We start from the raw sequence: 19231 nt of genomic DNA, 5'->3' as shown, positions 1-19231 counted from the left end.
AAAAAGGAAACCCGATGATTCTCAAAGGCCTGACCTGGCTGGTCGTGCTGCAGTTGCTTGGCAGCGTCATCCATCTTTCGCTGTTGCCCGCTTTGCCGGGGCCGATCATCGGCATGGTGTTGCTTTTCGGCGTGCTGCTGCTACGTCGAGGCATCCCTGAACCCCTGGAAAAGACCGCGGCGCTGCTGCTGCAGTATTTGCCGCTGCTGCTGATCGTGCCGGCTGCCGGGATCATGACCAGCAGCGATGCCCTGCTGGCAGACCTGCCGGCCATTGCGGCCGGGCTGGTCCTGTCGCTGATGGTAACCGTGCCCTTTTGCGGGTGGCTGATGCAGCGGCTCATCCGACGCATGGACCGGCGACAGGACGATCAGGCATGAGTGGACACGACTGGCACAGCGTGTGGTCCATGACGCTGGATCACCCGCTCTTTTCCGTTGCACTGACGCTGATCGCCTTCCAGCTGGCCCTTGCGCTCTACCGGCGTAGCGGCTGGCTGGTGCTGCAACCCGTGATGGTGGGCATGCTGTTGGTCGTCGGCACGCTTTACCTGTGTGGTATCGATTATCCGAGCTACCAGGCCGATGCCTCGATGATCGCGGTACTGGTCGGCCCCGCAACTGTGGCCCTGGCGGTCCCGCTGTATCGCCATATCCGACGAATTCAGCAACTCTTCTGGCCGATCCTCATTACCCTGGTGAGCGGAGGTGTGTTGGGCGTCGTGCTGACGCTCGCGATTGCCCGCGCGTTGGGGGCGGACCTGCCGGTGCTGATGAGCCTTTCACCCAAAGCGGCCACCATGCCTATTGCCATGCTGGTGGCCGAGCAGCTTGGAGGCCTCGCTTCGCTGGCCGCGGTTTTCGTGATGCTTACTGGCGTGATCGGAACGGCACTAGGGCCGCTGCTGCTGGGCTGGGCCGGGGTCGACCACCCTGCCGCACGCGGGCTGAGCTACGGCATCAATGCTCACGCTATTGGCACGGCGCGAGCACTGGAGGAGGGCGACGAGTGCGGTGCCTTCGCGGCATTGGGCATGAGCTTGCTGGGGATTTTGATTGCGCTGTTCTTGCCGCTGACGTTGGGTTGATTTTCGAGGTTGTGCTCGGGCTATCTATTGTCCGTTATCCGACATGGCGGTTGTTCGGTCGTGCCTATATTCTCTGCCAGTAGATGCAACAAGATAGCCATGACTTACTGGAGGTTACCTTTCTGGATGATCGCCAGGTACTTTTCCTCAAATACCTCTTTGTTAATTGAGGTGGTAGTCAGTGCTTCAGAAGCTCTATTGGAGACGGTTTCGGTGCCTTTTTCGGATATATAGTCATAGTCGGCTGTATATATATTGCTATCATCTATTATAGTTACTGAGTAATGGCAGCACCCATCTTTGTTGAATCCGGTGATTAATTTTTTTCCGTGAATAATCATGGGATTAATGAGGTTATAGATTTCTGGTTTGGCTTTTATAAACTTCTGTGTTGCTGGGATGTATTCGAAATAGATATAAGAGCTGTTCCCTCCAGCTTCAAGATCAAGGATTCTCATGTCAGCATAGCCGTCGAATGTAAAGTCCTCGAACGTTATCGATAACGAATCGGTAAGGGTGTCGATTGGGATGATTTGGTCTGTCCCCTTTATTAGGCTGATAATCAAAGATTTTTCGTTTGATGCGATTTTACCTATCGTTTCCTTGTAACTTTTTGACGAAGGTGTCGCATGAAATTTGTATCTTTTCTCATCCTTGAGGGTCCCTTCGATCTTTCCGCTGCCTTTCCTCTGTGCATTAATTCTTGCTATCCCAGTGCTGTCACGCTTCTCGATAAGTTCAAGAATGTTCCCGTTATAAGCCCCCGTAACGGCGACTGCAGGGCCCTCGTTCTCGCGAATGTACTTGCCATGCACTTCACCATTGTTGTTCTCAAGGATCATCGCAATCTGGTTTTGCGCTATAGCTCCGCTGTAGTAAGTTATTTCGGTGATACTCATATCTTCCGCCCAGCACGGCCTTGCTGTCGCACCGAGTATTCCCAGTAGTGCTAATTTTTTTTTCATTGTCTGATTCCTAAAACTTTAAACGCACGCTCCGTCATTTCAGCGCGATGAGCCATGTTGTTCGGCTCTCTTTCTCTGTTTGGATAGTAAGGTTTGCTTTGGGGTTTCCATCCGTTGATATATACGGAGACCCAGAATAGATCATTCTTATCGGCGGCAGCGTTTAGCTTTGGTTTCAATTTGCTCCAATAGTAACCTGAGGCCAGGGCCGATAGGTTTGGGTCTGAAGCTAATTGGGAAGCTTTGTTGTTGGAGGACGTTATATCAAGCGTAGAGTACTTCTCCATGGTTCTTAGGAATGCCTCGCATTGTTCATAGTTGCTTCTGCCGGTTAATTGAAGTAGTCCTCTCCCCTTGAACTTTGTTCCGTCACCTGCTTGGAAGTTGCCCAGGTCGCGTCTGCCTTCATACTGTGTGCCTGAGCTGATTTCTTCGGAAAATTTTAATTCACCGGTTTCGTGGGCAACTTGAGCCAGAAAATGACCGATTCGAAAGTGGGTGGTTATATCGAATGTCTTCATCGCGTCGTTTATCGGAATAAGATATTTATCGATCAGTTCGTCAGATGCCGAGACCATAATTTGGGAGAGCTGCTCTCTAGAGACCAATAATTTTGTTGGTGTTGAGTGCTGAAGAATCAATCTGACCGGATTAAAATGCCACGCAACCCCGTCCGGCGTCAGTCCACATCCACTGCCTAATTTCTCCCACCACGACAACTTCTCGATCCGCTTTTTCTCTTCAAGCCAGTTTGGATTCGGGCTAGCGGGACTGTGGTCCATCAGCTCGTCGAGTTCGTCCCACTTGTTCGGGTTCCACAGCCATTCGCTTTCGTGGCGGGTTATCAGTTGGGCGATGGACTGGGCCTGCCATGGTTTGGCCATGGCAGCACGGATTTCCTTCGAGGTGATTTTCTTGTCGCCGTTGCCGTCGAGGACGGCATGCAGGCGTTGCTTGATCGGGCCTTTGTCGGACAGGTCGATCACGCCTTGGTAGCTCGCGCGCTCATCGTCATTCAAGCGTCGAAGGGCTTCGAGGTGATAAGCCAGGGTGCTGGCGGAGGGCTCACCGTCCTCGATGCAGGTGTAGCTTTCCCATTCCCACGGGCTGTGGCGAGTAGTGATCATTTCTTGTTCGGCCAACCAGCCGCTGATTGGGTTGCCGTCCTGGTCCGCCAGCAGGTCATCGAGACGCCACCAGCGGACCTCTGGGCTGCATGATCTATCACCTTTGCGAGCTGGCGCTATGAGCTTGGCGTCCGCAGGCAGGCCGTCGAGCAAGCTCTGGGGGACGATCAGGTCGACTCCGATGACCATGCCTTCGTCGTTGATGCTGGGTGGATTGTTCGAATCAATGCCTGGTCGATGCGGGACAAGTTTGCTGGCACCCTTGTGGATTTTTAGCAGCGTCTTGTGTTCGTCCGGCAGACGAGCCGCATGAGCTCGGCTCGAAGCGATGAATGCCGGTACGTCCTCACAGCTGAATACTTCCAGATGCAGCAGCGGCTGGGGTGCGTTGTCGCTGTGATTCTGGTACTGACCGAGGTGGCCGATGAGCTCGCCGGCCTTGATCCGTATCGGTGTGTCCAGCACCACTACTTCATCTTTGGCTCGGGGTTCGTGTTGTGCCTTGAGATATCTGATGGCGAGGTAGCCGGGCAGGGTTTCTACGCCCTCGACAGGCGCCAGCTGCGGTGTCGTTGAGCCGTTCACGATGCTTAGCAGCTTGCGAAGTTCGCCATCGCCTGCATCGATCCTCACCTCTGTCCCGTTAGGTAGCGCGGCCAGGATGGTTGATCGTGGGTGGGCCTCGGCGCGCGCATTAAGGTCCGATCCCTGGGTTTCGACCCGGTACGTTCCGTCACACCAGAAGGCTGGGCGTAGCAGGGATGCCTGGGCGTTGTAACCGGCCCAGTCCTGCAAGTGCATGTACAGGCTATAGAACGCCAGCGTCGGGCCGGTCGAGGTGCCTAGCGGCGGTAATGCCAATCGATGCCTGACCAGGACGAACCCGGTGGAAAACGGGGCGCGCTTGATCCGCGGGATATCGCCTGTGTACTCGCTGGCCGGGTATTGCGAGTCGATACGATAAGCGATGACCTCGCCATCAGCGATGCAGCGCACGCTGGACTGATCGAAGGCAGCGCCGGTGCCTTGGTCAAAATGCACACCGCCATGCCACAGACCATTCGCACCCATCGGGTAATAGCCGCCCTTGGCTCTGGCCAGATTCGTCAGGTTGGCGAGAGGGCTGTCGGCCCCGCTGGCAAAGGGGTAGCTCCAGTCGTTAATGCTGTTGGTCATCGTAACTATCCTTGTGCTGAGTGGCCTGGACATCATTGTCCGCGCCTGATTCGCTTGCTGGCGAAGCTGAGCGTTCATGGGCCGCGCAAACCTAGCGATAAAACATCTGCCCATGCAATTGGAGAGCGCAGTTTTATGGCCTGATTCGCAGCAATAGGCCCGGCTGCGCAAAGAGTTGCGCAACCACAGCGCCCAGATGGCGAGGCTGCCTGTGCCGAGTGGGTGTTTGCCACGACCTGATGGTGCGGGGCGACCTGGTTGCGCCGCCGCGAGCCCGCTCGAATCCGCCAGCCGCACAGCCGACTAGAATCACTGCGATCCCTTCAGGAGCGGTCCTATGTTCGAGCAGTTCCAGCGTGGCAAATGCAACGTCAATGATGTGACGATCAACTATCGCAAAGGCGGGTCCGGGCCGCCCTTGCTGCTGCTTCACGGTTATCCGCAGACCCATGTGATCTGGCACGAGATTGCCGATCAACTGGCCGAACGATTCACCGTGGTCGCTGCCGATCTGCGCGGTTACGGCGACAGCAGCAAGCCGGCCGGTGGGCCAGATCACAGCGGCTACAGCAAACGCGAGATGGCGCGCGATCAGGTCGAGCTGATGCGAACACTGGGCTTCGAACGCTTCGATATCCTTGCCCATGACCGCGGTGCGCGGGTCAGTCATCGCCTGGCAATGGATCATCCACACGCGGTGCGCCGGCTGATCCTGCTCGACATCGCACCAACGCTCGCCATGTATCGCCAGACCGACGAGACGTTCGCCCGGGCTTACTGGCACTGGTTCTTTTTGATTCGCCCAGCGCCGCTGCCGGAAACCCTGCTCGAAGCAGCTCCTGAACTGGTGCTGCGCAGTGCGGTAGCAACCAGCGCTGACCACGTGCATCCCTTCGCTGATGCTGCCTACGCCGAATACCTACGCTGCATGAAGCTGCCCGGCACCATTCATGCGTTCTGTGAGGACTATCGGGCCAGTGCTGGCATCGACCTCGAACACGACCGCGAGGACCGCGCCACGGGCAAACGTATCGAATCGCCCTTGCTGGTGCTCTGGGGATCGAAAGGCGTTGTCGAGCGCTGCTTCGATCCGTTGAAGGAATGGCGCGAGGTGGCCGCGAACGTTCAAGGCAGGGCGTTACCGGCCGGTCATTACCTGCCGGAAGAAGTACCCGAAGAGCTATTGGAGGAGGTCATTACGTTTCTGCGTTGAAAACTGCCAGTAACAAACACATCGAATTAATCGATGGGTATTTGCGAGAAAATCCACCCATCGATTCATCTGTCCAATGGAATATGGCGGTAATTCATCGCCCGGCGGGTTATGTGCGCCGGGCTCACATCCTAGAGAGACTGCTATCGATGATCGAATTACGACCCCATGCCGAGCTTGGCGGCGCCAGTCACGGTTGGCTGGACACACGCCACCACTTCTCTTTTGCCGACTATCACGATCCGTTGCGCATGCATTGGGGCAGGCTGCGGGTCTGGAACGATGACGTCATTGCCCCTCAGTCCGGTTTCCCCATGCATGCTCACCGAGACATGGAAATCATCACCTATGTGCGCAAGGGTGCGATCAGTCATGAGGACAGTTTGGGTAATCGCGGCCGCACGCTAGCCGGTGACGTGCAGGTAATGAGCGCTGGCACGGGCATCGCCCACAGCGAGTACAACCGGGAAGACGAGCCTGCCGAGATTTTCCAGATATGGATTTACCCAGACCAATCCGGTCTGCCGCCGGTCTGGGGCACTCGACCGTTTCCCACGGGGGAGCGCGCCGGCACCTTTGTCACCCTCGCCAGCGGCATGACTGACGACGCGGACGCCTTGCCGATTCGAGCCGATGCCCGCATGGCCGCCGCGACACTTTCGGCCGGGCAAGTTGCCGAATACCGGATCGGCATCGGTCGGAAGCTGTATCTGGTCCCGGCCACCGGGCGCATCGAAATCGGTGGTCTGGTTGCCGTGGCGGGTGACGGTGTCGCGGTGCGTGATGAGGCGCAGCTGACGGTCAAGGCGTTGGAAGACAGCGAAATCGTGCTAGTGGACGTTCGTTGATCGGCACGGTTCGATTGAGCAAACCCGGAACACAAACCCAGGAAGAGGAAACAGAAATGGCGAAGATTCTTGTGCTGTATCACTCGATGTATGGACACATCGAAACCATGGCCAACGCGGTGGCCGAGGGCGCGCGACGTGTCGAGGGCGCGGAGGTGACGATCAAGCGCGTGCCGGAAACCATGCCGGAGGAAGTGTTCAAGAACGCGGGCGGTAAGGCCGATCAGCCCGCGCCGGTTGCCAGCCCGACGGAGCTGCCCGATTACGATGCAATCATCTTCGGCACGCCTACCCGCTTCGGTAACATGTCCGGGCAGATGCGCAACTTCCTCGACCAGACCGGCGGCCTCTGGGCCAAGGGCGCGCTGCACGGCAAGGTAGCCAGCGTGTTTACATCCACCGGGACCGGCGGCGGGCAGGAGATGACCATTACCTCGACCTGGACCACCTTGGCGCACCACGGCATGATCATCGTGCCCACCGGCTACGGCATCGGCGAGTTCTTCGATATTTCCGCAGTCAACGGCGGCACGCCTTACGGTGCCTCGACCATCGCTGGCGGTGACGGTTCGCGTCAGCCATCCGAGAAGGAGCTGACTATCGCTCGCTATCAGGGCGAGTTGGTGGCGCAGACCACGGTGAAGCTGAAAGGCTGATCCGTTGATACGGCGCCGGGCGGCTAAGGCTGTCCGGCGTTTCTTCGTGTGCCCCCTGGCTATGCCAGTTCATTGCTCGTTCAGCAGCAATCCGTACATCAGCTCATCAGCATGGGCTTCGTCGCAGGCGCGTTTGCGCGATGATAATGCCGCGAAAGATGCTTCCCCTCATCAGCCATCAGGACCGCCCATGGTGTTATTCGAGATCAAGCCGCTCAGCCCTGAAGCCTACCGGCAGCAAACCCGTCGTAGCACCCTCGTCGTGGTGGCGACTTTCACGATACTGGCGATGGGGCTGGCGACTCTGACGGTGGCACTGTTCGGCGAGACGGGCGGAGACAACCTACGGCTGAATATGGCGGGTGTTATTGCAGGATTGTTGCTGACAATCGCGCTGGTGCGGCTGGTTTACTGGAAGCAATCCTGGATGGCCAGTGCGGTGTATGGCTGGCGCCTCAAGCGCAGCCTGATGAGCGTCACCAATGTCATGCACCACGTCACTGCGGGGGCGACGGCCGGCGATCCCGACGCGATGAAGCTATTGCGCTTCTACCATCTTGGGCTCACCCAAATGCATCTGCTCGATGGTAACAGCGCGTCGCTCGGTGAAGTGACCGGCGAAATCGACCGACACCGAGAATCAATGGAAACGCGCGGGATTGATATCGATCAGAACCAGTTACATGAAAACTGGCTCGATTCGGTGAAGCGTTTCGCAGCGAAGAAATGACCTGTCTGTGTTGACCAGGCGATGGCGTCCCGGCACGCGCATTTGAAATGGTTGGGCGGGTTTTCGGCCTGGTTCGCGCGAGGGCGCGCTTCGCGCAGGTCAGCACCCTAGCCATCGCGCTCGTGGGAAGTCCCCCCGAGGCGAAGCGTTTGTGTTGGCCTCGACCTGAACGCACCTTCGCCGCGAGGGCGCGCCTTTGGCAGTTCGGGTATGTACCGCTACTCGATTCGCTGTGCGCTGGCTCTGCGCTCCATACGGCTGGTTGTAAGGCCGCTGAATATCCATACTCAGTAGGTGTTCAGCCGGCCATGCCGGCCTTCAAATGGTTCGCCTAAAGCGCCTCGCAGGCCAAGGAATATCCAAACAATGAAAAGGCTTTATCTGCTCGGTCTGATCGCCAGTCTTTCGCTGCAGCCGGCCGTCGCCGAACCCCTGTCCCCTTTGCTGGATGACAAGCCGGCCTTTATCGCCAGCCTGATCGAGCGGATGACCCTGGAAGAGAAGATTGGCCAGCTGCGGTTGATCAGCATCGGCGAGGACATGCCGCGCCCGCGCATTCTCGAAGAACTGGCGGCGGGGCATATTGGCGGTACCTTCAACACGGTCACCCGACATGACAACCGACCGATGCAAGAAGCCGCCCTGCGTAGCCGGATGAAGATACCGATCTTCTTCGCCTACGACGTGGTGCACGGCCATCGGACCATCTTTCCCATCGGGCTGGGGCTGGCTTCGAGCTGGGATATGGACACCATCGCCACCAGCGGGCGCGTGTCCGCCATCGAGGCAAGCGCTGATGGCCTGGACATGACCTTCGCGCCCATGGTCGATATCTCCCGCGATCCCCGCTGGGGGCGAACATCCGAAGGCTTTGGCGAGGATCCCTACCTGGTGTCAGAGATCGCTCGCACCATGGTCCGGGCCTATCAGGGCGAGTCGCCGGCCGCTCCCGACAGCGTGACCGCCAGCGTCAAGCATTTCGCCCTCTACGGTGCGGTCGAGGGCGGGCGCGACTACAACGTGGTGGATATGAGCCCGATGCGCATGCATCAGGATTTTCTCCCGCCTTATCGTGCGGCCATCGACGCGGGCGCGGGCGGGGTGATGGTTGCGCTGAATGCCATCAACGGTGTGCCAGCCAGTGCCAATACCTGGTTGCTGCAGGACCTTCTGCGACGGGACTGGGGCTTTGACGGCGTGACCCTCAGTGACCATGGCGCGATCAGCGAACTGATGCGTCATGGCGTTGCGAGCGACGGTCGCGAGGCTGCCCGGTTGGCGATCAAGGCCGGCATCGACATGAGCATGGCCGACTCACTGTATCGCCAGGAGCTGCCGGGCCTGGTGGAGTCCGGCGAGGTCAAGATCGGTGAAATCGATACGGCTGTGCGCGAAGTGCTGGGCGCCAAATACGACATGGGCCTGTTTCACGATCCGTTTCGGCGCATCGGCGCTGCTGTGGACGATCCGAAAGACGTCAATGCTGAAAGCCGTCTGCACCGCGAGGCGGCAAGAGCGGTCGCGCGGCAGTCGATTGTGCTGCTGGAAAACCATGACCTGACTCTGCCGCTGAGCAAGCGGGGGACCATTGCATTGGTCGGTCCGTTGGCAGACTCGCCGGTCGATATGATGGGCAGCTGGTCCGCGGCGGGTGTGGCCAAGCAATCGGTGACGCTGCGGCAGGGCATGCTCGATGCGCTGGGCGACGACGCGGTGCTGTTTTACGCACGTGGCGCCAACATCACCGACGACCCGCACATGGTTGAGTACCTGAACTTTTTGAACTGGGATAACCCCGAGGTCGTGCAGGACCTGCGCTCGCCCGAAGAGATGATTGCCGAAGCGCTAGCCACTGCCGAGCAGGCCGATGTGATCGTCGCCGCGGTGGGTGAATCGCGAGGCATGTCCCATGAGGCGTCGAGCCGTACCAGCCTGCAGATTCCGCCCAGCCAGCAAGCACTCCTGAAGGCGCTCAAGGGGACCGGCAAACCGCTGGTGGTGGTATTGATGAATGGCCGTCCACTGGACCTCAACTGGGCGAAGGCGAATGCCGATGCGGTCCTGGAAACCTGGTTCAGCGGCACCGAAGGCGGTCACGCCATAGCCGATGTACTGTTTGGCGCCTACAACCCCTCCGGCAAGCTGCCGATTTCCTTTCCGCGCTCGGTGGGCCAGATTCCCACTTACTACAACCACCTGCGGGTCGGCCGGCCGTATGTCGAGGGCAAACCGGGCAACTATACCTCGCAGTACTTCGAAGAGCCCAATGGCCCGCTTTATCCCTTTGGCTATGGCCTGAGCTACACCAAGTTCGAATTGTCCGAGGTGCGCCTGTCGAGCCCGACCATCTCGCGTCAGGGCGGGCTGCACGCAAGCGTCACGCTGACGAACACTGGCCAGCGTGACGGCGCCACCGTCGTGCAGCTGTATATCCGCGATGTGGTGGCCTCGGTGATCCGTCCGGTTAAGGAACTCAGAGCCTTTCGCAAGGTCGCCCTCAAAGCGGGTGAGGCGCGGGAGATCCGCTTCAGCCTCGACGAGGATGATCTCAAATTCGTTAACGCGCAGCTGCAGCGTGTCGCCGAACCGGGTGAGTTCGAAGTGCAGATCGGGCTGGATTCGCAACACGTGAAGCAAGGGCAATTCACGTTGCAATGATGCGTCGCGGTGGTCGTTGGGCAGCGCGCGTCGTCCGCTCGTTCGGCTTGGCGCTGAGATGCTCGGCGACCCTAAAAAAGTCCTCTCCGGGTAGCTATCCGGCGGTTGTGCGGCATGGGATGATTCGCCGCTTCGCTTGTTTACGCAGGGAATCATTTCCCGCTGCGGTAGACCAACGAGGGCAAACCGGGCCGCAAAGCGGTCGGCGGTAATCGTGATAGCTCAGGAGGCGATGTGTCACGTACCTTTCATTTCGGAACAGGCGCTCGTAAAGGTCGGGCACTGGGAACGGCGTTGAGTTTGTGCATGAGTCTGTTTGCCGGCCATGGCTGGGCATTCACCCTCGATGATGTAGCGAAAAAGGCGGAGAAGCTGGCGGCGGAGAGTTATGCCGCGCCGCAGAGCAATCTACCGCCGGTGTTTCGCAACATGGCATTCGCCGACTATCAGCAACTGCGTTTTCGCGGCGACAAGGCGCTCTGGCATGACGCGCCGACGCCATTCGAGTTGCAGTTCTACCATCAGGGCATGCACTTCAACGTGCCGGTAAAGATCAACGAGATCACCACCAAGGGTGTCAAGGAGATCCGCTACGAGCCGGAAATGTTCGAATTCGGCAAAGTGCAGATCGAGCCGGCAGCGTTGGAGAATCTGGGCTTCGCCGGTTTTAAGGTGCTCTATCCGCTGAACAAGGCGGACAAGGCGGACGAGCTGATGACCCTGCTCGGCGCCAGCTACTTTCGAGTGGTCGGCAAGGGCCAGGTGTATGGCCTGTCAGCCCGCGGGCTGGCAATCGACACGGCGCTGCCGAGCGGCGAGGAGTTTCCGCGCTTTCGCGAGTTTTGGGTGGAACGCCCACAAGCCGATCGCCGCAACCTGGTGATTTACGCGCTGCTGGATTCACCTCGCGCCACCGGTGCCTACCGGATGGTCGTCACGCCGGGCAAGGACAGCACGGTCGACGTGCAGGCGCGCGTCTATCTGCGCGAACCGGTGGAAAAGCTCGGTATCGCCGCGCTCACCAGCATGTATCTGTTCGGGGCCAATCAGCCTAGCGAACTACTCAACTACCGTCCGCAGCTGCATGATTCGGAAGGGCTGGCGATCCATACCGGCGATGATGAGTGGATCTGGCGGCCATTGAACAACCCCAAGCGGCTATCGATCAGCAGCTATAGCGTCGAGAACCCGCGCGGTTTCGGACTGCTTCAACGCACCCGAGAATTCGGCCGTTACGAGGATCTGGATGACCGCTACGATCTGCGCCCAAGTGGCTGGGTCGAGCCCCGGGGTGACTGGGGCAAGGGGCGGGTGGAGTTGATCGAGATTCCCACGCCTGATGAAACCAACGACAACATCGTCGCCTTCTGGGTACCCGAGCAGCGACCGGAGCCCGGCGAGCCGCTGAACTTCGAGTATCGCCTGCACTTCACCATGGACGAGCCGGCGCTGCATGATCCCGAGCTCGCTTGGGTCGATCAGACGCGCCTGTCTGCTGGAGACGTCAAACAGTCAAACCTGATTCGCCAACCCGACGGCAGTACCGCGCTTATCGTCGACTTCGTCGGTCCCAACCTGGCCGAGCGGGCGGCGGATGCGCCGATGAACACGCGGGTCAGCATCGGCGAGAATGCCGAGTTGGTGGAGAACAACCTGCGACATAACCCGGTGACCAAGGGCTGGCGCCTGACCTTGCGGTTGAAGGTGCGCGACCCCAAGCGGCCGGTGGAGCTGCGGGCGGCTCTTGTGGAAGGCGAGAAGACGCTTTCCGAAACGTGGAGCTACCAGATTCCGATCCATGAATAATCCAGGAGAGCCTTCGATTACGGGCCGCTATATCGGCCAACTACCGCTAGACGCCGAACGACGCCAGACCCTGATCCACGAGGTGGATCAGGAGGGTGGCGAGCTGAGCGATGTGCACCGGGTGCTGGCCCGAACCGTGGCGACTACCAGCGACACTGAGCCGGGCGGTAACGACCTGCTGGGCTCGGTCGCCGCACGGTTGAGACTCGGCTGGGGCGAAACCCTGGAGCGTGCCAGAGCGCTCACACGTGATCACCAGGGGCGCGTCTGCATCCGCTCGACGCCACCGATCGTGCGCACCCGGATGGTCCCCGAACCTTGGCATACCAACGTGCTGCGGCTGAGTTGGTGGCGTTTGCTGCGCAAGAAGAACCGCACGGTGGAGCTGCCACCCGCTCAGTCCGCTGAACGCTCGGGCTGGCGTAAAGTAGCGGCCGTGCGCCGAACAATCTTGCTGGCACTGATGCTGATGCAGACGGTGATCGCCACCTGGCACATGAAATCGGTGCTGCCTTACCAGGGCTGGGCGCTGGTCGATCTTCAGGAAGTGTTCCAGCAGCCACTGCAGGAGTCGGCGCGGCAGATCCTTCCCTATGTGGTGCAGACCAGCATCCTGTTGCTGTTCGCGTTACTGTTCTGCTGGGTCTCGGTGGGCTTCTGGACTGCGCTGATGGGCTTCTTCCAGCTGCTCAAGGGCCGTGATCGCTACAACATCTCCGCCAGTACCCTCGGTGACGAGCCGATCACGCGCGAGGCGCGTACCGCGCTGGTGATGCCGATCGCCAACGAAGACGTGCCGCGGGTATTTGCCGGGCTGCGCGCGACATACGAGTCGCTCAAGGCAACCGGGCAGCTCGAGCATTTCGATATTTTCGTGCTCAGCGACAGCAACGATCCCGATACCTGCGTCGCCGAGCAGAAGGCCTGGCTGGAGCTGTGCCGCGAGGTCGACGGCTTCGCCCATATCTTCTACCGCCGTCGTCGCCGCCGAGTGAAGCGCAAGAGCGGCAACATCGATGACTTCTGCCGCCGCTGGGGCAGCAGCTATCGCTACATGGTGGTGCTCGATGCCGATAGCGTGATGAGCGGCGAATGCCTGACCAGTCTGGTGCGGCTGATGGAAGCCAACCCTGGCGCCGGCATCATTCAGACCGCGCCCAAGGCGTCCGGCATGGACACGCTGTATGCGCGCATGCAGCAGTTCGCCACGCGGGTGTATGGCCCTCTGTTTACCGCCGGGCTCAATTTCTGGCAGCTGGGTGAATCTCATTACTGGGGTCACAACGCGATCATCCGGGTCAAACCCTTCATCGAGCACTGCGCCCTGGCGCCGTTGCCAGGAACAGGCTCATTTGCGGGTGACATTCTCTCCCACGACTTCGTCGAAGCGGCACTGATGCGCCGGGCGGGGTGGGGCGTGTGGATTGCTTATGATCTGCCGGGCAGCTACGAGGAGCTACCGCCAAATCTGCTCGATGAGCTCAAACGCGACCGCCGCTGGTGCCATGGCAACCTGATGAATTTCCGGCTGTTCCTGGTCAAGGGCATGCATACCGTACATCGTTTCGTGTTTCTCACGGGGGTCATGTCCTATTTGTCGGCCCCGCTCTGGTTCGTCTTTCTGGCATTGTCGACCGGGCTGCTGGCGATTCACACCCTGATGGTGCCTGAGTATTTCCTACAGCCGAACCAGCTGTATCCGTTGTGGCCACAATGGCATCCGGAGGAAGCCATTGCCTTGTTTTCCGCGACGCTGACGCTGCTGTTTCTGCCTAAGCTGCTGAGCGTGTTGTTGATCTGCATTCAGGGCGCGCACGAGTACGGTGGGCGCATCCGCCTGCTGCTGTCGATGCTGCTGGAAACCCTGTTCTCGATGTTGGCGGCGCCGGTGCGCATGCTGTTTCACACGGTATTCGTCACCGCTGCGTTTCTGGGGTGGTCGGTGCAGTGGAACTCGCCGCAGCGCGCCGATAACGCCACACCCTGGGGCGAAGCCCTGCGTCGGCATGGTTCGCAGATGCTACTGGGTGTGCTCTGGACGGCACTGGTGGCCTGGCTCGATCCGGCATTTCTGTGGTGGCTGGCGCCGATCGTGGTGTCGCTGATCCTGTCGGCCCCAGTATCGGTGATCACCAGCCGCACCGGTCTTGGCCTCGCGGCCTTTCGCCGCAAGCTGTTCCTGATTCCCGAGGAGTTCAATCCGCCGCAGGAGCTGGCTTCGACCGATCGCTACACGCGAGAAAATCAGGACAATGCCCTGCACCAGGGCTTTATCGCAGCGACAGTGGATCCGATCTTCAACGCGCTGGTGTGTGGCATGGCGCGCGCACGGCATGCCAAGGTGGTGGCCGGTGCTGACATGCTGCGTGAGCAGCGCATCCAGCAGGTCCTCGATGCGGGCCCCACCGGCGCGGCTGAAGCGGCACGTTGGCGTCTGCTCAATGACCCGGACGGGATGGCGCGGCTGCACCATCGGATCTGGCAGGACCAACGCTATCAGGTTTGGCGAGATGCTTACCGTCAGCCCGATCGGAGCGAGGTGCCTCTAGCAGCAGCCCCGCAGAGCTAGTACCGCGATGCGGGTTCACGAAACCTGGCGGTGGCAAGCATATCAATGCATGTGCTCGCTGCCGTCGGCGTGATGATGGCCTTTGGGGTTGGTTGCCGGCTCGGCCTTTTGGTCAGTATCTGCCTGATCCTTGCCGACCGGGCGATCGTCTGTATCGGTATGCTCGTCATTGTGATCGAGCGGGGCCATCTCACCACCCCCGTGCTGATGGCCGTCGCTTGTTGCCACCAGCGCCCGGTAATCCATCGCGGTCAGCGACGGCAGTTGCTCCAGAAGCGCGACCAATCCCCAAATGTAAGGGTCGGCCATGCTCTTGCCCCAGGCTGGCATCCCGGTGGCCTTGATGCCGTGTTTGATGACCCAGAAATCGCTGGCGGGATCGTCCGGCCGGTTGCGATTGGTGAGGTTTGGCGGCGCCGGGTTGAGGTTCTGGCTCAGCTCCGTGCCAGCGACACCCGGGGCGAGATGGCAGGCGACGCACATGGCATCGTAGTTGCCCGCGCCCGATCGGATCAGCTCCGGATCGCTTAGGTCTGGTACCTCGATGCCCTCGGTACGAACCGCAATGGAGCGCTCCCGAGCCACTTCCAACAGCGCGTGAACCGGTGAGCTGTGCGGATGATCGGCGGCGACGTTAATCACGCCGGAATACACCACTGCCGCACCGGCCAGAATGATCGCAAGGACAGCCAACAGCAATATCGTAAGGGTCTTGAGCATGGGCCGGCCTATTTAAAACCAGAATCGGATACCCGCCAGCAGGCGAGCTTCGCTTGTGTCTTCACCTTCGGCACGCTGCAGCTCGGCGCTGTTACCGTACGCGCGGCTCCAGCTTACCCCCACGTACGGCGCGAATTGCCGGCTGATCTCATAGCGAAGGCGCAATCCGACGCTGGCCTCGCTGAGGCCAGAGCCGACCCCGCGCTGTTCGTCATTGCGCCCATGCAGGTTGAGCTCAGCGGTGGGCTGCAACACCCAACGCTGGGTCAGCAAGATGTCGTAATCGGCTTCCAGGCGTAGCGCGGTTTGGCCGCCTTCACCGATGAAAGCGGTGGCTTCGGTTTCCAACCCATACAGCGGCATTCCCTGTACGCCGAAAGCCGCCCAGGTCTGTGGCGAGCCGGGCTTGAAGTCCTGACGCAGGCCGGCGACGGTTTCCCACCAGGGACCGATGGCGTGACTCCAGAGCAATTGCAGCTCCGCCTCTTCGGTATGGCCGTCGGTCCGCTCGCCTTCCGAACGAAACGCCAGACGATCGATGTCGCCGCCGGCCCAGCCGCTGAAATCCCAGGCCAGTGCACTGGCGTCGTCGGCGTCCTGCCATTCCAGCTGGTCGGCGAGGAACATGAAGTGGATGCCGCCCTGATGCATTCGGTGCTCAGGCAGCTCGGGAAACGCGGTGCTGTGATCGGCGGGCCTGATGGTCGGGACCGGCGCACGCGTCGCCTGTCCCGGCGGAATGCCTGTTTCAGGAGGGCGCGGCATCTCATGGCTTGAGTGGTCCATGGTGTGATGATCCACCTGGCCATGACCAGGATCCGTGCGGCCATGGTCCATCTCGATCGTAGGCGCTGGCGCGTGGCCGCCATGTCCCGCATGGCCCGAGTGATCCATGGCCTCTTGCGCCTGGCTCGTCGCCGCGGCCAGACTGAACGCGATGACCAGGGGCAACTTAGTGGTCATGTTGCGGGCCCTTGTTGGTCCCTTCGGGCTCATTGCTTTGCATCTGACCCTTGCCCATGTTGCCGTGATTCATCTCCTGGCCCATGTGCTGTTCGTGCATCTGCATCATCCGGTCGTGATCCATGCCTTCGTGATTCATCATCTCGCCGTGCTTCCGGTCTGGCTGATGGAGTTGCGGGCTGTTCTGCGTCGACGGGGTGTCATCCCGGTGATGGTCGTCGTGTTCAACTTGCGCTTGAGCGGCAGTTAGCTGCAAGGCCGCGACCAGGCCGAACGCGATCAGGCTATTGCGCGTGGAGTTGTTCATAGGGTTCCCCTTCATTCTTCGACACGGACTTCGCGGAACATGCCAAGGTCCATGTGCATCAGCATGTGGCAATGATAGGCCCAGCGCCCGAGGGCATCGGCGGTGACGCGGTAGCTGCGTTTCGAACCGGGTGGCATGTCGATGGTGTGCTTACGCACCTGAAACTGGCCGTGCGCATCCTCCAGATCGCTCCACAACCCGTGCAGATGGATGGGGTGGTGCATCATGGTGTCGTTGACCAGCACGAAACGCACGCGCTCGCCATACTTCAGGCGGATAGGCTCGGCATCGGCGAAGGGAATGCCGTCGAATGACCAGGCGAAGCGCTCCATGTGGCCGGTCAGGTGCAGCTCGATGGTGCGCGTCGGCTCGCGGCCATCCGGATCGGCGAAGGTGCTGCGCAGATCCGCGTAGGTCAAGACACGGCGGCCATTGTCGCGCAGACCGATACCCGGATCGTCCAGTTTCGGCAGTGGCATCATGGTCTGCATGTCCACCAGTGGGTTGCCGTTTTCGCTAGCCGGGTGGGCCTGCATCGAGCTGCTGCGCTCGGCATCGCCGTGACCCATGGTGGAATGATCCATCTGACTGTGGTCCATTTCGCCGTGGTTCATGGCCCCGTGATCCATCGGCGGCGGCTCGGTGCCGGCACCATGCGAGCCGTGATCGCCATGGCCCATGTCTTCCATGCTCAGCTCGGGCCGTGGATCGGGCTGCGGTACCGGCGCGCTCAGGCCTTGGCGCACCGACAACGTGCCGCGAGCATAGCCGCTGCGGTCCATTGATTGGGCGAACAGGGTGTAGGCGTCCTGGCTGCCATCCGGCGCGACGATAACGTCGACGGTCTCGGCTACCGCCAACCGCAGCTCGTCGACCTCCACCGGCTCGACATTCTGGCCATCTACTGCGACGACAACGAGTTTGAGGCCGGGAATGCGAAAGTCGAAATAGCTCATGGCCGAGCCGTTGATCAGGCGCAGGCGCACCCGCTCGCCTGGCTCGAACAGCCCGGTCCAGTTGCCGTCCGGTGCATGACCGTTGAGCAGATAGGTGTAGGTGGCGCCGCTGATATCGGCGAGGTCAGTGGGCGTCATCTTCATTTTCGCCCAGGCCCAGCGATTAGTCAGGGTTTCACTCCAACCCTGGTCGGCGACGTCGTCGATGAAGTCACCCAGCGTGCGGCGACCGCGGTTGTAGTAATCGGATTGCTTCTTCAGCTTGTCCAGTACCCGCGCCGGGCTTTCATCGGTCCAGTCGGTGAGCATCACCACGTAGTCACGCTGGTATTCGAATGGCTCGGGCTCGAGTGGATCGATCACAAGCGGCCCATAGACGCCGAGCTGCTCCTGGAAGGCCGAGTGGCTGTGGTACCAGTAGGTGCCGCTCTGTTTCACCTTGAAGCGGTACTCGTACATGCCATCCGGTGCGATCCCGGCGAAGCTGAAGCCGGGTACGCCGTCCATGTTGGCCGGCAACAGGATGCCGTGCCAGTGGATAGAGGTGTCCTGCGGCAGTCGATTGTGTACGCGCAGCGTCACGGTCTCGCCTTCGCGCCAGCGCAGCAGCGGGCCGGGAATGCTTCCGTTGATTGCCATCGCGGTGCGTTCGCGACCGCTGAAGTTGACCCCGAGCGAGTCGATGGTCAGGTCGAATTCGGTACCCGCGAGCACGCCCTGATCGCTTGATTGGCCATGGCGCGCCACCGCCCATACGGGCTGACGCCAAACGCCCAGACCGGCAACGATGCTACCTGCGGCCAGGCTCTTGATGAAGGTTCGCCGGGTAGGTATGGATAGCATGATGATCCTGTTCGGTTAGCGAAATTGACTGATCGTACCTTGGCTTCAGCACGGGTACGACGCCCTTAGTACGCGGAGCGCCCGCGCTCGGATCCCAGCCACGAAGCGACCGGTTGCCGCACGCCTGCGAGCGCTGCGGGAATCAGCGAACTTACTCCGCGGCGTAGTCGGCCATAATCACATCTTTACCGGCGGCGGTCAGGCCGATCACCTGATACGCCTGCGCGGGTTGGCCATAGTCCATGCCGGGCGAGCCCGACGGCATGCCTGGCACCGCGGCACCGACCAGATCTCCACGCTGCTTCAGCTCAAGGATTTGCGCCACCGGGACATGCCCTTCAACAAACTTGCCGTTGATCACGCCGGTGTGGCAGGAGCCGAGTCGCGGCGCTACGCCGAGACGTTGCTTGACCGCGCTCATGTTGTTTTCCACGTGGTCCCGGACTTCGAAGCCGTTAGCTTGCAGATACTTGACCCAGTCCTTGCAACAGCCGCAATTGGCGTCGCGGTGAACGTCGATGATTTCAGCGGCCTGTGCGCTACCGGCCATGAACAGCGCGGCGATGATGGCGAGTTTGAATTTCATTAGCGAACACTCCAGAAGAAG

At 60.2% G+C, this 19231-nt stretch carries 16 protein-coding genes; 9 read left to right on the top strand and 7 right to left on the bottom strand.

Annotated features, from left to right (window positions below):
* Positions 1–14 precede the first annotated feature (14 nt).
* Positions 15–380: a CidA/LrgA family protein gene (locus H3028_RS01965; RefSeq protein WP_168423028.1), complete on the top strand. Its 366-nt coding sequence runs from the start codon at positions 15–17 to the stop codon at positions 378–380.
* Positions 377–1087: an LrgB family protein gene (locus tag H3028_RS01960; RefSeq protein WP_181295373.1), complete on the top strand. Its 711-nt coding sequence runs from the start codon at positions 377–379 to the stop codon at positions 1085–1087. The genes H3028_RS01965 and H3028_RS01960 overlap by 4 nt, the downstream gene beginning before the upstream one ends.
* Before the next feature lie 104 nt (positions 1088–1191).
* On the opposite strand, the gene H3028_RS01955 is transcribed toward H3028_RS01960, so the two are convergent.
* Together H3028_RS01955 and H3028_RS01950 are read right to left on the bottom strand one after the other, a co-directional pair.
* Positions 1192–2052 (bottom strand): hypothetical protein, encoded by an 861-nt coding sequence (locus H3028_RS01955; protein WP_181295372.1) that lies wholly within the window; start codon positions 2050–2052, stop codon positions 1192–1194.
* A complete protein-coding gene (locus H3028_RS01950) occupies positions 2049–4355 on the bottom strand; it encodes a hypothetical protein (RefSeq protein ID WP_181295371.1) in 2307 nt (768 codons plus the stop codon). Before H3028_RS01950 ends, H3028_RS01955 begins: the two co-directional genes overlap by 4 nt.
* A gap of 337 nt (positions 4356–4692) precedes the next feature.
* Between H3028_RS01950 and H3028_RS01945 the strand changes: the two genes are divergently transcribed.
* The 7 genes from H3028_RS01945 to mdoH all read left to right on the top strand — a co-directional run bounded on the left by H3028_RS01945 (position 4693) and on the right by mdoH (position 14835).
* On the top strand, positions 4693–5568 hold the full coding sequence (locus tag H3028_RS01945) for an alpha/beta fold hydrolase (RefSeq protein WP_181295370.1): 876 nt from the start codon (positions 4693–4695) through the stop codon (positions 5566–5568).
* 149 nt (positions 5569–5717) lie between these two features.
* Positions 5718–6416: a pirin family protein gene (locus H3028_RS01940; protein WP_181295369.1), complete on the top strand. Its 699-nt coding sequence runs from the start codon at positions 5718–5720 to the stop codon at positions 6414–6416.
* Between the two features lie 56 nt (positions 6417–6472).
* Positions 6473–7072 carry an NAD(P)H:quinone oxidoreductase gene (gene wrbA, locus H3028_RS01935; RefSeq protein WP_181295368.1) on the top strand — a complete coding sequence of 200 codons (600 nt, stop codon included), beginning with the start codon at positions 6473–6475 and terminating at the stop codon, positions 7070–7072.
* A gap of 190 nt (positions 7073–7262) precedes the next feature.
* On the top strand, positions 7263–7802 hold the full coding sequence (locus tag H3028_RS01930) for a DUF3087 domain-containing protein (protein ID WP_181295367.1): 540 nt from the start codon (positions 7263–7265) through the stop codon (positions 7800–7802).
* Positions 7803–8168: 366 nt separating this feature from the next.
* Positions 8169–10460 carry a beta-glucosidase BglX gene (gene bglX / locus H3028_RS01925; protein ID WP_181295366.1) on the top strand — a complete coding sequence of 764 codons (2292 nt, stop codon included), beginning with the start codon at positions 8169–8171 and terminating at the stop codon, positions 10458–10460.
* Between the two features lie 306 nt (positions 10461–10766).
* A complete protein-coding gene (locus H3028_RS01920) occupies positions 10767–12266 on the top strand; it encodes a glucan biosynthesis protein G (RefSeq protein WP_181295365.1) in 1500 nt (499 codons plus the stop codon).
* The gene (gene mdoH / locus H3028_RS01915; protein WP_181295364.1) at positions 12259–14835 is read left to right on the top strand and encodes a glucans biosynthesis glucosyltransferase MdoH; all 2577 of its coding nucleotides are present in this window, start codon (positions 12259–12261) and stop codon (positions 14833–14835) included. Before H3028_RS01920 ends, mdoH begins: the two co-directional genes overlap by 8 nt.
* A gap of 42 nt (positions 14836–14877) precedes the next feature.
* Here the strand turns inward: mdoH and H3028_RS01910 are convergent, their stop codons facing one another.
* The 5 genes from H3028_RS01910 to H3028_RS01890 all read right to left on the bottom strand — a co-directional run bounded on the left by H3028_RS01910 (position 14878) and on the right by H3028_RS01890 (position 19210).
* A complete protein-coding gene (locus H3028_RS01910; RefSeq protein ID WP_181295363.1) occupies positions 14878–15555 on the bottom strand; it encodes a cytochrome c in 678 nt (225 codons plus the stop codon).
* 12 nt (positions 15556–15567) lie between these two features.
* Complete coding sequence (locus tag H3028_RS01905; protein WP_181295362.1) at positions 15568–16518, bottom strand: copper resistance protein B; 951 nt, start codon at positions 16516–16518, stop codon at positions 15568–15570.
* Positions 16508–16825, bottom strand: coding sequence for a hypothetical protein (locus H3028_RS01900; protein ID WP_181295361.1), 318 nt, complete (start codon positions 16823–16825; stop codon positions 16508–16510). The genes H3028_RS01905 and H3028_RS01900 overlap by 11 nt, the downstream gene beginning before the upstream one ends.
* Positions 16826–16836: 11 nt before the next feature.
* Positions 16837–18624, bottom strand: a complete 1788-nt coding sequence (locus H3028_RS01895; RefSeq protein WP_181295360.1) for a copper resistance system multicopper oxidase — start codon at positions 18622–18624, stop codon at positions 16837–16839.
* Positions 18625–18775: 151 nt separating this feature from the next.
* Positions 18776–19210, bottom strand: a complete 435-nt coding sequence (locus tag H3028_RS01890; RefSeq protein ID WP_181295359.1) for a DUF411 domain-containing protein — start codon at positions 19208–19210, stop codon at positions 18776–18778.
* Between the last annotated feature and the right edge of the window lie 21 nt (positions 19211–19231).

The sequence above is a fragment of the Pseudomonas sp. Q2-TVG4-2 genome (assembly GCF_013620795.1).
In the GTDB taxonomy this organism is placed as follows: Bacteria; Pseudomonadota; Gammaproteobacteria; order Pseudomonadales; family Pseudomonadaceae; genus Stutzerimonas.
Note: the sequence above shows the minus strand (reverse complement) of the source record. Positions and strands in the feature narration are given on the sequence as shown.